Here is a 12,541-nt window from a genome sequence, read left to right as displayed (position 1 = left end):
CGTCGGCCTCCTGGAGGTGCTGTCATGAACCGCCGGTTCCCGAGCAGCATCCCCGCGCTCGAAGCCCTCCTGAACGAGGCGACCGACCCCGAGCTCCGCGCCGCCCTCCAGCGCCGCATCGATGAGCGGCGCTACCACAACCGTCGTCGCCGCGACCTTCAGAAGCAGCGTGCGGAGGCCCGCCGTGCCTGAGCCCCTCGATCGCATCGCCGGGGAGGTCTGGGGCAGCATTCCCGGTGTCCCTGGCTACTGGGTCTCCTCCCTCGGTCGCGTCCGCTCGCCCCGCGGCCTGCTCAAGCCCCGGCGCCGTGACCGCGTGGGCCACGTCGCCGTCGTCCTGCCCGGTCGCCGTGACGTGCTGGTTCACCGTCTGGTCGCGGCCCGGTTCCTCGACAACCCTGACGGCCTGCCTCTCGTCCGCCACGGCAACGACGTGGCCTGGGACAACCGTGCCGACAACCTCAGCTTCGGCGACGTCAAGCAGAACGCCGCTGACCGGCGCCGCAACAAGGGCTACGGCCAGCGCAAGCGTCGCGCGACAGGTCACGTCCACGCCAGTGGCGGCGCCTATCTCCCCGGTTGCCCGGGGTGTCGGGCCGTCGCCCGCGAGGCCGCCCGCCGTCGGAGGGCCGCCGCGAAGCTCCCGCCGACCAAGCACCCCCACCCCGACCAGCTCGACGCGATCGTCGAGCTGTTCCCTCACATCGCCCAGGAGGCATCATGACCGATTCCGCGCCCAAGCGCCCCAAGCCGGCGAACCAGGCCGGCAGGGACGACCCGACCTACCAGCAGCCCGCCCAGGCCACCGGGGACGTCCTGGCGGACCGCCCCGGCAAGCCCTCGGTCTGGCACGCGACGCCGCGCCTGCCCAGCACGCTCGGCGGCGCCCGCCAGCTCTACGGCGACGACATGCTCGGGGGTCCTCGTGGCTGACGCCGACGTCCTCGAGCTCTTCGGCGCGGCCTACCTCCGCCTCCGGGCGTTGGTCGAGGGCGGCGACATCGCCGAAGCCCAGTGGCGTCCCGGCTACTCCCCGTCCCCGAAGGAGGACACGACCGAGCGCAGCTCAGGCCGCGTCTCCGATCCGGTCTGGTTCGCCCTCACCGACCCCCGCCGCCAGGCGCTCCGTCGTGCCGTCAACCATGCGGAGCATGCCCTCAGGCTTGCTGAGCACACCCTGAGGGTGGCAGAGGCCAAGTTGGGGGCTGCTGTTAGGGCGTCCTCTGGGCGCCCAGAACTTGGGGGTCATGCCTAGCGGGCCCTGAGGTCACGAAACCTCACCAGATCGAGCCACACGACTTGTGGAGAGCTCTTGAGTCTCACCACACGACTGCACGGCGCGGCTCGCGCTCGATACTGACCACCTGGGTCCACCACTCACCGTGTGCGTCCTGCCACTTCACGGTGAACTCCACCCCTAGTCGACGTCCGCCTTCGGTCTTCTGCCCGTAGAACTCAAAGTGGCGGCCGAACGGGCCTCGCATCTGGGTGGCGCCGGCGAACAGGAAGTGGCTGCTCGGCGCATCGACGCTGACGTTGCTAATTTCGACGCCGTCCTGTGTGTTCTTCAGGACGTAGGCGTCGGCGCCCCCGAGCGGGTCGATTCGCCAGGCTGGGCGGAGCAATGGCACAGCGCGCTGGGCGGCCACTTCCGCTTCCGCCTCTGCGCGTCCCTCCGCCTTGCCGGCTTCCCGCTCAGCTTTCGCGAGCTCGACACCGCGGCGAGCCTCCTCGGCAATCTGCCGAGCCGCGAGAGCTTTGGTCGCGTCGATCTGCTGCTCAGCGTGCTCCCATGCCGCGCCTGAGGCCTCTTGTAGTCGTTCGATGCGCTCGCGCACGATTGTGCTGTCGGACCGGATCGGCCGCACGTCGAGAAGCTCGCACACCTCTTCGAACCTCTGCTTGGTGAGTGCCTCGTCGGCGCGCAGTTGGCTGGCATCCGTGACGAGAGCATCCATGCGCTTCTTCGTCGTGAGCCGGAGACTGAGTGACCACCGGATTGCGTGACCGATCGGTGACCAGAACTTCTCCCTTACCTTCGCGCTGAAGATCGCGGCTATGCCTGCGACGGCGAGTGTCGCAGCAATGGCGGAGGTCGCCTGGACCCACCACTGCTGCACAAGCTCGTCCCACGTCATCATGAACCCGAGAATACTGGTCAACGACGACGAAGCCCCCGAGGGACGTCCCCAGGGGGCTATCGTGTCGAAGCGGTTCAGGCGCCTTCGAGCTCAGCCAGCCGCCGCTTCATGTCCTCGACCTCGGCCTTCCGCTTCGCCCTGGACCGCCTCGACGCCTCGACTGCCTGCTCCTTCTTGTAGAGCTGCTTGATTGCCCTGGCCTGCTCGATGAGGGCGTCCACGCTGGCCAGGTACTCCGCGATGTCGTCCTGCTCCTGGTGGCCGGCTTCGAGCTCCGCTTCGAGCGCCTTGGTTGCCGTGGTGATGTTCTTGCTCATGGTGTCCTCCGTTGTGGTGGCGTGGCTTGCTGTCAGCCACTGTGGCGCGGTCGCGCGGGTGTGAGGCTGGGGTTCAGGCCGCCCCGAAGAAGGCGTCCACCCTGGCGAGCCTCACCGCCGCGTCGTCGTCCCAGGGCACCCAGCCGAGCCGCAACCCGTAGAGCCCGGGGATGAACTCGTGCCGGCCGATCGTGAACCGGTGGCCGCCCGCCGCTGACCTCCGTGCCTCGGCGTGCTCCTTGCTTACCGGTCCCACATCGCCTCCAGCTCCGCGACGTCGGCGCGCTCCTCCGCGACCTGCTCGCGCAGCCAGTCGAGGCTGTCCCTGAACACGATCGTGCGCGAGCCGTCGGCCCTGTTGTGGACGATCATGCCTTCGCCGTCGTCTTCCCCGAGTGCTGCCGTCTCCTCGGCCCAGCCGAGCAGGTGCTCCCAGTTCGCCGCGGTGAGCTCCGGTGCCGGCCCCTCGGGGTACTTGATGTTCGTCATGCGATCCTCCTGTCTCGCGACACCCCTGTAGTGTCGTCGTGATGAGAATAGCGTCATTGTTCGCGATGACGACCGGTTGGCGCTGACGGGCGCAGGACGGTCGCGTGATTGCGGGTTTCGAGTCAGAAACTCACGGCTCGCCCACAGGTTCAGTCGTCCTCAACCGGGTGCTCGATCCATACGAACTCCACCCGGTCCTCGACCTTGCTGGCCGCCCCGTTGCCGCTCGCGGGGCTGACGTTGATGCTGTCGAGCATGTCTTCCAGGATGAAACGCCGCTCCTCGATTCCGCCCTCGGCCCACGCCTCGCGGAGGGTCCGCCCCGTCTCCTCGCGCACCTTGACGATCCGCGCCGGCTGGCTCAGCAGCCGCCGCCTCTCCTCCTTGAGCTGGTCTAGCCTGGGCAGCAACGCCCCGTAGTCGGCGCCGTCAGCACCCAGTGCCGCCTGCACGTCTGCGATCGCCTGCGCCACCCCGTCGAGCTCGCCCGTGTCCGCGGTGCCCTCGACGCGCTCGGTGACCCTGTATTCCTTCAGGCTCCCGATCATCCGCAGGATGACGGCCTCGACGTGCTCCTCCACGTTCCTGCGGCTGATCGAGACGCCGGGGCATTCCCTTCCGGGAATGGCCTTGTTGGCGCACCTGAAGGTGTCGACTGGCCGGCCCTTCCTGCTGTTGGCGTACATCACGCTTCCACACTTCGAGCAATACAGCAGGCCCGACAGCCACGACGCTGCCTTCCGCGGCGCGTTCGGGCCCCGCTTCCTGAACCGCTCCTGGACCTGCGCCCAGAGCCCCGCGTCGATCACGGGCTCCCACCTCGTAATGGGGATGCCCTGCGCGTCGGTGACGGCGCGGTACTCGATCACCGCGGACCCGTCGGCGCGCTTCGCGACCTCGACCCGCTGCGTGGTCCTGCCTAGCAGCGTCGGGCTCTGGAGCATCTTCCTCACCGTGGTGATGCGCCACATCCCGCCGTCCAGCCCCTCGGTTGGCTCGCCCTTCTGCCTCGCGCGCCTGAGCGCCGACATCGTGGTCGGCACGCCCTCGTCGTTCAGCATGCGGGTCAGGTCGGTGAGCTTGTCCCCACGGGCGAAGCCCTCCATCAGCCGCCGGGCGTAGGGCACTTCGAACGGGTCGGGCACGAGCGCCTTGCCGCCTCCCGGACGCGTCACGGCGCGGTAGCCAAAGGGCGGCGAGCCTCCGAGCCACCGCATCGATTCGGGGTCCGTCTGGCTGAGTACGTGGCTCCGCATCGACCTGATGCGGTCTCGCGTCCCCTCGCTTTCCATCCTCGCGACCTCGGCGATCACCGCCGCGAGGATGCCGAAGGCTGGCATGTCCGACCTGAGCCCTTCCTTGTGGAACACGAGCAGGGCGTCTGGCCTCGCGTCGAGCACCGCAACGAGCTTGGCCACGGCGGTCAGGCCCATGCGCGACCATCTCGACAATTCCCAGCTGACGAGCACGTCGGCCCGGCCCTCGGCCACCATCGTCAGGGCGGCTTCGGCCTTCTCGCGCTCTCTTGTCCCGGTCATGCCGTCGTCGCTGAGCACCGCCACCACCGCCCAGCCCTCGCGCTCCGCGAGGTCCCGCAGCTCCCGCTCCTGGCGGGCCAGGCTGACGCTCTCCTCGGTCGTGCGGGACACTCGTAAGTAGAGGACTGCTCTTCTCATGCTTCGATTATGCGCCTTTGGGTGTCCCTCGACTCGTCGAGGAAGAGCACCCCGCAGTGCGCTCTCGCGATGGCGCCAGGACGTGCCGTGCGGGATCCTCCCCCGACCAGTGCCGCAACCGAGGCACTGTGGTGCGGAGACTCCAACGGCGGGACACGGTCGAGTGCGGCGACGGGCTCACCGCTGAGCGAGCGGATCGACGCGACTTCGAGAGACTCGTGGTCACCGAGAGGAGGCATGATCCCCGGCAAGCGGCGGGCGAGCATGGTCTTGCCCGCGCCGGGCGGTCCGCTCAGGAGCATGTGATGTCCACCGGCGGCCGCCACCACGAGCGCCTCCACGGCGTCCTCCTGTCCGACCACGTCCTGCAGATCGACCGCTGTCTCCTCCCTCACAGGCCCCGCAGACGCCTCGACGGGCAAGACCTCGGGCACGTCGATGTCGGCCCCATGCCAGACGGCGACCTCCGCGAGCGAGGTGGCGGCGCGCACCTCCAGACCGGGGACCAGTCGGGCCTCCTCTTCGTTGCCACGGGGCACGATCACGGTGCCGAACCCCGCCCGAGCTGCCGCGAACACGGCGGGGAGCACGCCGGGCACGGGCCGTATCCGCCCGTCGAGGCCGAGCTCCCCGACGTGGACCGTCCCAGCGATGGACCGCGGGTCGATCGCACCACCGGCGGCGAGGGAGACCACCGCGATCCCGAGATCGAATCCCGCACCGTGCTTGGGAAGACTCGCCGGGGACAGGTTCACGGTGAACCGCCGCCGCGGAAGGTCGAGTCCCGAGTTCTTGCAGGCGTTGTGCACGCGCTGAACGGCCTCTCCCAGCGACTTGTCCGGGAGGCCGATGATGCGGAACTCCGGTGTCTGGTTCGAGAGGTCGGCCTCGACCTCTACGAGGTGCCCGTCCACGCCGGTGAGCGCGACGGCCCAGGTGCGCGCCGTGCTCATGCGATGTCCACGAGGTGCTCGAGGGTGCCCTGCGCCGGATCCGCCCCGATGATGCCGATCGCCTCGAGTCGCACGGCACGCCCGCGCGCAGCATCGGGGTGCTCGGTCACCCACGCCTGCGCGAGCTGCCAGAGGCGACGACGCTTCCGGGGGTCGATCGCCTCGAACGGGTGCCCGAAGACGGCTGTGCGCCTCGTCTTGACCTCGACCACCGCCAGGTGACCGTCGTGCGAGGCGATGATGTCGATCTCGCCCTGGGCGCACCGCCAGTTCCGCGCGAGCACCGTGTACCCGATACGCGTCAGGTACTGCGCCGCACGTTCTTCTCCGGCTCTGCCGAGCTCGTCTTTCGCTGCCATGCCCTCAGCATCGTGCGCGGGGCGTCCGCTCGGAGTCGACGGCCCGGCATCAGCACGAGGGCTGGGGAGAAGTCAGAAGTCCGAGGGTGTGTGGAGAATCGTCTCGGCTCCGCGAGGACGGTTCACTCGCCGTCGAGGGAGAGCTCCTGCGGCAGCTCGAACTCGCGGCGCTGCAGCTCCTCGACGTTCACGTCCTTGAAGGTGAGGACGCGCACCGCCTTGACGAAGCGATCGGCGCGGTAGATGTCCCACACCCAGACGTCGGTCATCGAGATCTCGAAGTAGAAGTCGTGCTCGGTGTCGCGGCGGACGACGTTGACCTCGTTGGCCAGGTAGAAGCGGCGTTCGGTCTCGACGACGTACTGGAACTGCGACACCACATCCCGATACTCCCGGAACAGTGCGAGCTCGAGCTCGCGGTCGTAGTCGTCGAAGGCTTCCTCATCCATGATGAGTCCATCCTAGAGTCGCGGGCGTCGCCATGCGGCATCGCCGTCCCGCGCCCGAGTCGCGAGCTCGATCAGAACAGGGTGGGCGCGTCGGCGATGGCCCAGGACGCGCGGTGGAACGGCGACAGTCCGTTGTTCCGGATGGCGTCACGGTGCTCGGGGCTCGCGTAGCCCTTGTTCCGATTCCACTGATAGGCCGGATGGTTCTCGTGGATCTCCGCCATGTATCCATCACGAGCCACCTTGGCGATCACGGATGCCGCCGACACCGAGGCGCAGTCGCGGTCGGCCTTGATCACCGGGCGCACCCGGAGCGGCAGCGGGTGGACCCGCGACACGTAATCGTGATTGCCGTCGAGCAGGATGAGCGCCTCCCCCACCGCGACCCCCTCGTCGGCGATCGCCAGCACCGCGCGCGAGGCCGCCAGCCCGAGTGCGCGCATGATGCCGACCTCGTCGACCTCCGCGGCGCTCGCCCAGCCGACGGCGGAGGCCTGCACCCATGCGGCCGCACGAGCGGCCACCTCGGGCCGTCGTCTCTCGGTCACGAGCTTCGAGTCGCGCAGCCCCTCGGGCACCCGGCGTCGAGCGCCGGCCGCGTCCATCATGGCCGCGCCCACGGCGACCGGACCCGCCAGGGCACCACGGCCGACCTCGTCGAGCGAGATGATCAGCTCGCACTCGCCCAGGAGCTTCCGCTCCAGGGTCAGCTTCGGCGTGATGACGGTCATTCCGGGTCCGGAACCCCGTTGAAGATGTCGTGGTGTCCGTCGATCGGGCCGAGACGGTTCAGCGGCCAGGTCGTGAGGAACGCCTTGCCGACGATGTTCTCCATGGGCACGAAACCTCCGCTGGGAAGGTCCTGATGCGCCCGTGCGTCGCGCGAGCTATCGCGGTTGTCGCCGAGAAGCCAGACCGAGTCCTCCGGCACCACGACGTCGAAGGGCTCGTTCGACGCGGCGGTGTCGCCCTCGGGCAGGTTCAGGTAGCTGAGCTCATCGATCGGGGCACCGTTGATGGTGATCTGGCCCAGCGCGTTGCAGCACACGACATGGTCCCCGGGGAGGCCGATCACGCGCTTGACGAGGTGGTCCTGCGCGTCCGTCGCGGAGATGCCGACGAAGTTCAGCACCCAGTCGACCGCCTGCACGAGGGGCGGCTGAGCCGGGGGCTGCGGCTGAACGTCGAGCCACCCACCCGGGTCCTTGAAGACGACCACGTCGCCGCGTTCGTAATCGGTCCACCGCGGGGTCAGTTCGTCGACGAGGATCCGGTCCTTGACCAGGAGGGTGCGCTCCATCGATGCCGAAGGGATGTAGAACGAGCGCACCACGAAGCTCTTGACCACGAAGGAGACGAGCGCGGCGATGACGATGATCACGAGCACGTCCCGGAGGAAGACCAGGAACCCGCGTCGTCGTCGGGTGCTGCGCGCGGCCGGGGAATCAGTCATCGGGTTCCTTCTCGAGTCTTACACCGCTTTGGCGCGACCACATCAAGGTTCGCACACCGGGGAGAGAACACAGCACCCCAGGACATCGTGTCCTGGGGTGCTGTGGAGAACCTGCGCGTCAGCGGTCGCGCTTCTCCTTGATCTTCGCCTTCTTGCCACGGAGCTGGCGGAGGTAGTAGAGCTTCGCGCGACGCACGTCACCGCGGGTGACGACCTCGATGTGGTCGATCACCGGGGAGTGCACGGGGAAGGTACGCTCGACGCCCACCTGGAAGCTGATCTTGCGGACCGTGAAGGTCTCGCGCACGCTGTCGCCCTGGCGGCCGATGACGACGCCCTGGAAGACCTGGATACGAGAGCGGCTGCCCTCGGTGATGTTGACGTGCACCTTGACGGTGTCACCGGGGAAGAAGTCCGGGATGTCCGAACGGAGGGAAGCCGCGTCGACGGCGTCGAGGATCTGCATGATCGTCTCTCTCTGCACCCGCCACAGGTCGCATGCATGTTTTCAAAGGAACAAGAAGAGGATTGAGCTGTACGGAGCTGACGCGTCCGCGGGCTCCCCTGTGGCAGAGCCGGTCACAGCACAATCATCCATTCTGCCATGGATGCCGCGCCCGGCCAAAACGGGACCTCAGTCGCGGATGTCGGTCTCCCGCACCACGATGACCTCGTGTGCGCGCGTCGGCGGCGCCGGCTCGTCGACCGTGGGGATCGTCGACCACGAGATGGTCTCGCGAAGACGCGTCCCGCTGCCCCTGGCCTCGTTCCACAGCTGCCAGATCTGCAGCCAGACGAGACCGATACCCGCGACGATCGCTCCGGTGAGCAGCCACGGGAACACCCCGTCGATGAAGAAGCCGACAGCGATCGTGAGACCGTGCCAGACGCTGAACCCGGCGACGTCCCACCAGGACACGGCGCGCTCGATGCGCACCGACGGACGGGAACGGGTGAGGAGCGTGAGCAGGAGCTGTCCGAGGAAGACGGAGGGCATCGCGATGAGCAGCACCCAGAGGATCGACCAGCCGCCCTGGAAGACACCCCATCCGATGAGCAGCCACAGCGGCAGCAGGAAGGCCGCCGGGAGGAGCCAGCGGAAGAAGGCCTGTCGCAACCACATGCCCCGATCGTACGACGACCGTCCAGCGCCGAACCCGGTGTTCGCTGAGAGCGCTCGGCGGGATCGTCCCCTCCCGATCAGGGAGAATGGAGGGGACGAGAGGACACCCGATGATCGAATTGCGCACCCCTGCCGAGATCCAAGAGATGCGCGCCGCCGGCCGGTTCGTCGCAGAGACCCTGGCGACGCTCCGCGATGAGACGAAGGTCGGGACGAATCTCCTCTCGATCGATCGCCGCGCGCACGACATGATCCGCAAGGCCGGGGCGGAGTCCTGCTACATCGACTACCACCCCTCCTTCGGCGCGAGTCCGTTCGGCAAGGTCATCTGCACCTCCGTCAACGACGCCGTGCTGCACGGGCTCCCCCACGACTACTCACTGCGCGACGGCGATCTCGTCACGCTCGACTTCGCCGTCTCCGTCGACGGCTGGGTCGCCGACTCCGCCGTCTCGTTCGTGGTCGGCACCGCGCGCGAGGAGGACCTCCGCCTCATCGACACCACCGAACGCGCCCTGACCGCCGCGATCGAGACCGCGACGGTCGGCAACCGCATCGGCGACATCTCCGCGGCCGTCGCCGCGGTCGCCCACGGCGAGGGCTACTCGATCAACACCGACTTCGGCGGACACGGCGTCGGTCGCACCATGCACGGGGATCCGCACGTGCCGAACGACGGCCGCGCCGGCCGGGGCTTCCCGCTGCGCGCCGGCCTGGTCCTCGCTCTGGAGCCCTGGTTCCTCGCGACGACCGACGAGCTCGTGACCGACCCGGACGGCTGGACGCTGCGCAGCGTCGACGGCTCCCGTGGTGCACACTCCGAGCACACGATCGCCATCACGGACGACGGACCCATCATCCTGACGGACCGGTCCTTCCTCGGCGTCGACTGACGGCGGTTTCCGGCAGGAGACCGCGACCGGCGGCGTATGCCATTCTGAGTGCATGATCCCGCAGGACCGTCACGTGCCGGAGCGACTGTTCCTCGCTCGGCATGGGCAGACGGCCTGGAACCTCGAGCGTCGACTGCAGGGGCAACTCGACTCTCCGCTCACGGACCGGGGCGTGGCACAGGCCCGGGAGATCGCGGAGCGGCTCGCCGACCGCGGGATCCTCACGGTGTGCACCAGTCCCCTGGGCCGGGCCATGCAGACGGCGGTCATCATCGCGGAGCGCCTCGGGGCCGACGTCATCGAGGTGCCGGATCTCGCCGAGGTGGACCATGGCGAGCTGGCGGGGATGACCTGGGAGGAGATCGACGAGCTCCATCCCACCGCCCGCGAGGAGCGCGCCGCCAATCGCTACGGATGGGCGTTTCCGGGCGGAGAGAGCTATGCCCAGGCGCGGGCTCGTGCGCGCAAGGCGCTCAGCAGCTGCGGATGGTCGTCCGACGGCGTGCCCCTGCTGGTGAGCCACGAGATGATCGGACGCATGCTGCGCGCGGAGCTCCGCGGCCTGGACTCCCCCACCGCGCTCGGTCTGCGGCATCCGCACGGGGTGGTCTTCGAGATCGACCGGACCGGGGAGCGGATGCTCTGAAGAGAGGCCTGCGTGGGCTCAGGACGGAAGGGCTTCGTCCCCCGCCAGCAGGTCGGGCCGGCGGCGGCGCGTCCGCTCGAGCTGCTGTTCGCGACGCCAGCGCGCGATCGCGCCGTGGTTTCCGCTCAGCAGCACATCCGGCACGGAGCGATCGAGCCACGACGCCGGTTTCGTGTACGACGGGTACTCCAGCAGGCCGTCCTCGTGGGATTCCTCGACGAGGCTCTCCGGATTGCCGACCACCCCGGGGATGAGCCGGCCGATGGCCTCGATCATCGCCATGGTGGCGACCTCTCCCCCGTTGAGTACGTAGTCCCCGAGGCTGATCAGCCGCACCTCGCCGAGGTCCGCCGCGTACTCGAACACCCGCTCGTCGATGCCCTCATAGCGACCGCAGCCGAAGACGAGGTGCTCGCGGGTGGCCAGCTGACGAGCGGTCTTCTGCGTGAAGACCTCCCCCGCCGGAGACGGGAAGATGATGGTCGGGCGCTCGGCACCCTGATCCTTCGACGACCCCGCGACCTCATCGAGTGCGAGACCCCACGGCTCGGGCTTCATCACCATGCCGGCACCGCCGCCGTAGGGCGTGTCGTCCACCGTGCGATGACGATCGAACGCCCAGTCCCGCAGGTCGCGGACGCGGAGGTCGATGATCCCGGATTCCTGGGCCTTCCCGAGCAGGGAGAGCGTCAGACCGTCGAAGTACGACGGGAAGATGGAGAGGACGTCGATGCGCACGGAGGAACCGTACCAGCGGTCACTCGGACGCGTCGGCGTCGGAACCCGACGGCGACTCGGTGTCCGCGGCGCCCGGAAGCTCCTCGAACAGCCCGGGCGGCGGGGTCACGATCACCCGTCCGGCCGCCACGTCGACGGTCGGCACGATGGCCGCGACGAACGGGACCATGACCTCGTTCTCGCCCGCCTTGACGATGAGCAGGTCCTGCGCGGGGAAGTGCTCGACGCGGACGACGCGGCCGATGACCGTGTCGTCGCGGACCACATCGAGACCGACGAGCTGGTGGTCGAACCACGCGTCATCCTCGACCTCGTCCGCATCCTGATCGATCCACAGGATGGCGCGGACCAGGCTGTCGGCGGCATCGCGGTCGTCGACGTCATCGAAGAAGACGACCGGGTTGCCGTTCATCACGCGATACTCGCGGACGGTGATCTCCTTGCCGTGCCACGGAGATGCCTCGGGCACCTGCAACGTGAATCCAGCACCGGGGGTGAAACGGCCCTCGGGATTGTCGGTGTACAGCTCGAGCTTGAGACCGCCCTTGAGACCGTGCGCCTTGACGAGGCGCCCGACACGGAGCTGGTTCTTGCCCTGGTTTCGGTCCTTCGGCACCACGTCAGTCGTCCGCGACATCGACGCGGACCCGACGCCCGTCAGCGAGAGCGCTGACGAGGGTGCGAAGGGCCTTCGCGGTGCGGCCGCCGCGCCCGATCACGCGTCCACGGTCATCGGGGTGCACGCGCACCTCGAGGAGGTCGCCTCGCGGCGAAGTGGATTCGTTGATGCGGACATCCTCCGGGTGATCGACGATCCCCTTGACGATGTGTTCGAGCGCGGCGGCGAGCACGACGGATTACTCTGCGTCTGCGGCGGGAGCCTCAGCGGCCTCCGCGTCGGCCGCGGCGGGAGCCTCCTCAGCGGGAGCCTCCACCTTCTTCTCCGCCTTGGGCTTGACGACGGACTTCTTGGACGCGTCGATCTCGAAGGGTGCCTTCGGCTCGGCGACCTTGAGCGTGGACTTCGCGTCCTTGTCGCCCTTGAACTTGCCCCAGTCACCCGTGATCTTGAGGATGGCGGCGACCTGCTCGGTCGGCTGCGCGCCGACGGAGAGCCAGTACTGCGCCCGCTCGGAGTCGACCTCGATGAACGAGGGCTCCTCGGTGGGGTGGTACTTGCCGATCTCCTCGATCACGCGACCATCGCGCTTGGTCTTCGAGTCGGCGACGACGATGCGGTAGTACGGCGCACGGATCTTGCCCAGGCGCTTGAGACGAATCTTGACAGCCACGATTCTCCTGAA

The 12,541-nt window shown here is 68.4% G+C and carries 22 protein-coding genes; 6 read left to right on the top strand and 16 right to left on the bottom strand.

Going from position 1 to position 12,541, the window contains the following annotated elements; genetic code table 11:
• Positions 1-24: 24 nt before the first annotated feature.
• From MME74_RS08535 to MME74_RS08520, 4 genes are read left to right on the top strand one after another with little or no spacing between them, the layout of a single operon-like run.
• Entirely contained in the window at positions 25-192 is a 168-nt protein-coding gene (locus tag MME74_RS08535; RefSeq protein ID WP_267418393.1) for a hypothetical protein, read from the top strand.
• Entirely contained in the window at positions 185-724 is a 540-nt protein-coding gene (locus MME74_RS08530; protein ID WP_267418392.1) for an NUMOD4 domain-containing protein, read from the top strand. Before MME74_RS08535 ends, MME74_RS08530 begins: the two co-directional genes overlap by 8 nt.
• Entirely contained in the window at positions 721-933 is a 213-nt protein-coding gene (locus MME74_RS08525; RefSeq protein ID WP_267418390.1) for a hypothetical protein, read from the top strand. The genes MME74_RS08530 and MME74_RS08525 overlap by 4 nt, the downstream gene beginning before the upstream one ends.
• Complete coding sequence (locus MME74_RS08520) at positions 926-1,255, top strand: DUF7169 domain-containing protein (RefSeq protein WP_267418389.1); 330 nt, start codon at positions 926-928, stop codon at positions 1,253-1,255. The genes MME74_RS08525 and MME74_RS08520 overlap by 8 nt, the downstream gene beginning before the upstream one ends.
• A 64-nt stretch (positions 1,256-1,319) precedes the next feature.
• On the opposite strand, the gene MME74_RS08515 is transcribed toward MME74_RS08520, so the two are convergent.
• From MME74_RS08515 to MME74_RS08460, 12 genes are all read right to left on the bottom strand, one after another.
• Positions 1,320-2,141 carry a hypothetical protein gene (locus MME74_RS08515; protein ID WP_267418388.1) on the bottom strand — a complete coding sequence of 274 codons (822 nt, stop codon included), beginning with the start codon at positions 2,139-2,141 and terminating at the stop codon, positions 1,320-1,322.
• 74 nt (positions 2,142-2,215) lie between these two features.
• Positions 2,216-2,458, bottom strand: coding sequence for a hypothetical protein (locus MME74_RS08510; protein WP_267418386.1), 243 nt, complete (start codon positions 2,456-2,458; stop codon positions 2,216-2,218).
• A gap of 73 nt (positions 2,459-2,531) precedes the next feature.
• On the bottom strand, positions 2,532-2,714 hold the full coding sequence (locus MME74_RS08505; RefSeq protein WP_267418384.1) for a hypothetical protein: 183 nt from the start codon (positions 2,712-2,714) through the stop codon (positions 2,532-2,534).
• Positions 2,702-2,947 (bottom strand): hypothetical protein, encoded by a 246-nt coding sequence (locus MME74_RS08500; protein ID WP_267418382.1) that lies wholly within the window; start codon positions 2,945-2,947, stop codon positions 2,702-2,704. Before MME74_RS08500 ends, MME74_RS08505 begins: the two co-directional genes overlap by 13 nt.
• Positions 2,948-3,096: 149 nt before the next feature.
• Positions 3,097-4,623 (bottom strand): recombinase family protein, encoded by a 1,527-nt coding sequence (locus tag MME74_RS08495; protein ID WP_267418380.1) that lies wholly within the window; start codon positions 4,621-4,623, stop codon positions 3,097-3,099.
• Positions 4,620-5,576, bottom strand: coding sequence for a YifB family Mg chelatase-like AAA ATPase (locus MME74_RS08490; protein ID WP_267418377.1), 957 nt, complete (start codon positions 5,574-5,576; stop codon positions 4,620-4,622). The genes MME74_RS08495 and MME74_RS08490 overlap by 4 nt, the downstream gene beginning before the upstream one ends.
• On the bottom strand, positions 5,573-5,935 hold the full coding sequence (locus MME74_RS08485; protein WP_267418375.1) for a YraN family protein: 363 nt from the start codon (positions 5,933-5,935) through the stop codon (positions 5,573-5,575). The genes MME74_RS08490 and MME74_RS08485 overlap by 4 nt, the downstream gene beginning before the upstream one ends.
• A gap of 122 nt (positions 5,936-6,057) precedes the next feature.
• The gene (locus MME74_RS08480) at positions 6,058-6,384 is read right to left on the bottom strand and encodes a DUF2469 family protein (RefSeq protein ID WP_017830719.1); all 327 of its coding nucleotides are present in this window, start codon (positions 6,382-6,384) and stop codon (positions 6,058-6,060) included.
• 71 nt (positions 6,385-6,455) lie between these two features.
• Complete coding sequence (locus tag MME74_RS08475) at positions 6,456-7,115, bottom strand: ribonuclease HII (RefSeq protein WP_267418367.1); 660 nt, start codon at positions 7,113-7,115, stop codon at positions 6,456-6,458.
• Positions 7,112-7,837 (bottom strand): signal peptidase I, encoded by a 726-nt coding sequence (lepB, locus tag MME74_RS08470; RefSeq protein ID WP_267418365.1) that lies wholly within the window; start codon positions 7,835-7,837, stop codon positions 7,112-7,114. Before lepB ends, MME74_RS08475 begins: the two co-directional genes overlap by 4 nt.
• Before the next feature lie 118 nt (positions 7,838-7,955).
• On the bottom strand, positions 7,956-8,303 hold the full coding sequence (rplS, locus tag MME74_RS08465; protein WP_017830722.1) for a 50S ribosomal protein L19: 348 nt from the start codon (positions 8,301-8,303) through the stop codon (positions 7,956-7,958).
• Between the two features lie 168 nt (positions 8,304-8,471).
• Entirely contained in the window at positions 8,472-8,960 is a 489-nt protein-coding gene (locus MME74_RS08460) for an MFS transporter permease (protein WP_267418363.1), read from the bottom strand.
• Positions 8,961-9,070: 110 nt separating this feature from the next.
• On the opposite strand from MME74_RS08460, the gene map reads away from it, so the two are divergent.
• On the top strand, positions 9,071-9,853 hold the full coding sequence (gene map, locus MME74_RS08455; RefSeq protein WP_267418362.1) for a type I methionyl aminopeptidase: 783 nt from the start codon (positions 9,071-9,073) through the stop codon (positions 9,851-9,853).
• Between the two features lie 52 nt (positions 9,854-9,905).
• Positions 9,906-10,499, top strand: a complete 594-nt coding sequence (locus tag MME74_RS08450; protein WP_267418361.1) for a histidine phosphatase family protein — start codon at positions 9,906-9,908, stop codon at positions 10,497-10,499.
• 18 nt (positions 10,500-10,517) lie between these two features.
• On the opposite strand, the gene trmD is transcribed toward MME74_RS08450, so the two are convergent.
• Genes trmD through rpsP form a run of 4 tightly spaced genes read right to left on the bottom strand, consistent with a single transcriptional unit; the run spans position 10,518 to position 12,529 of the window.
• Complete coding sequence (gene trmD, locus MME74_RS08445; protein WP_267418360.1) at positions 10,518-11,237, bottom strand: tRNA (guanosine(37)-N1)-methyltransferase TrmD; 720 nt, start codon at positions 11,235-11,237, stop codon at positions 10,518-10,520.
• Positions 11,238-11,256: 19 nt separating this feature from the next.
• Positions 11,257-11,874, bottom strand: a complete 618-nt coding sequence (gene rimM, locus MME74_RS08440) for a ribosome maturation factor RimM (protein ID WP_267418359.1) — start codon at positions 11,872-11,874, stop codon at positions 11,257-11,259.
• Positions 11,858-12,088, bottom strand: coding sequence for an RNA-binding protein (locus MME74_RS08435; RefSeq protein ID WP_017830729.1), 231 nt, complete (start codon positions 12,086-12,088; stop codon positions 11,858-11,860). Before MME74_RS08435 ends, rimM begins: the two co-directional genes overlap by 17 nt.
• Before the next feature lie 6 nt (positions 12,089-12,094).
• Positions 12,095-12,529: a 30S ribosomal protein S16 gene (gene rpsP / locus MME74_RS08430; RefSeq protein ID WP_267418358.1), complete on the bottom strand. Its 435-nt coding sequence runs from the start codon at positions 12,527-12,529 to the stop codon at positions 12,095-12,097.
• Between the last annotated feature and the right edge of the window lie 12 nt (positions 12,530-12,541).

Origin of the sequence: Microbacterium oxydans (assembly GCF_026559675.1) — a bacterium.
In the GTDB taxonomy this organism is placed as follows: domain Bacteria; phylum Actinomycetota; class Actinomycetes; order Actinomycetales; family Microbacteriaceae; genus Microbacterium; species Microbacterium oxydans_D.
This window is presented reverse-complemented; position numbering and strand designations above follow the sequence as displayed.

Excerpts from the sequence above, each read along its gene's own strand:
- MME74_RS08535 (WP_267418393.1), top strand. The coding sequence starts at position 25 with ATGAACCGCCGGTTCCCGAGCAGCATCCCCGCGCTCGAAGCCCTCCTG.
- MME74_RS08525 (WP_267418390.1), top strand. The coding sequence starts at position 721 with ATGACCGATTCCGCGCCCAAGCGCCCCAAGCCGGCGAACCAGGCCGGC.
- MME74_RS08515 (WP_267418388.1), bottom strand. The coding sequence starts at position 2,141 with ATGATGACGTGGGACGAGCTTGTGCAGCAGTGGTGGGTCCAGGCGACC.
- MME74_RS08510 (WP_267418386.1), bottom strand. The coding sequence starts at position 2,458 with ATGAGCAAGAACATCACCACGGCAACCAAGGCGCTCGAAGCGGAGCTC.
- MME74_RS08500 (WP_267418382.1), bottom strand. The coding sequence starts at position 2,947 with ATGACGAACATCAAGTACCCCGAGGGGCCGGCACCGGAGCTCACCGCG.
- MME74_RS08495 (WP_267418380.1), bottom strand. The coding sequence starts at position 4,623 with ATGAGAAGAGCAGTCCTCTACTTACGAGTGTCCCGCACGACCGAGGAG.
- MME74_RS08490 (WP_267418377.1), bottom strand. The coding sequence starts at position 5,576 with ATGAGCACGGCGCGCACCTGGGCCGTCGCGCTCACCGGCGTGGACGGG.
- MME74_RS08485 (WP_267418375.1), bottom strand. The coding sequence starts at position 5,935 with ATGGCAGCGAAAGACGAGCTCGGCAGAGCCGGAGAAGAACGTGCGGCG.
- MME74_RS08480 (WP_017830719.1), bottom strand. The coding sequence starts at position 6,384 with ATGGATGAGGAAGCCTTCGACGACTACGACCGCGAGCTCGAGCTCGCA.
- MME74_RS08475 (WP_267418367.1), bottom strand. The coding sequence starts at position 7,115 with ATGACCGTCATCACGCCGAAGCTGACCCTGGAGCGGAAGCTCCTGGGC.
- lepB (WP_267418365.1), bottom strand. The coding sequence starts at position 7,837 with ATGACTGATTCCCCGGCCGCGCGCAGCACCCGACGACGACGCGGGTTC.
- rplS (WP_017830722.1), bottom strand. The coding sequence starts at position 8,303 with ATGCAGATCCTCGACGCCGTCGACGCGGCTTCCCTCCGTTCGGACATC.
- MME74_RS08460 (WP_267418363.1), bottom strand. The coding sequence starts at position 8,960 with ATGTGGTTGCGACAGGCCTTCTTCCGCTGGCTCCTCCCGGCGGCCTTC.
- map (WP_267418362.1), top strand. The coding sequence starts at position 9,071 with ATGATCGAATTGCGCACCCCTGCCGAGATCCAAGAGATGCGCGCCGCC.
- MME74_RS08450 (WP_267418361.1), top strand. The coding sequence starts at position 9,906 with ATGATCCCGCAGGACCGTCACGTGCCGGAGCGACTGTTCCTCGCTCGG.
- rimM (WP_267418359.1), bottom strand. The coding sequence starts at position 11,874 with ATGTCGCGGACGACTGACGTGGTGCCGAAGGACCGAAACCAGGGCAAG.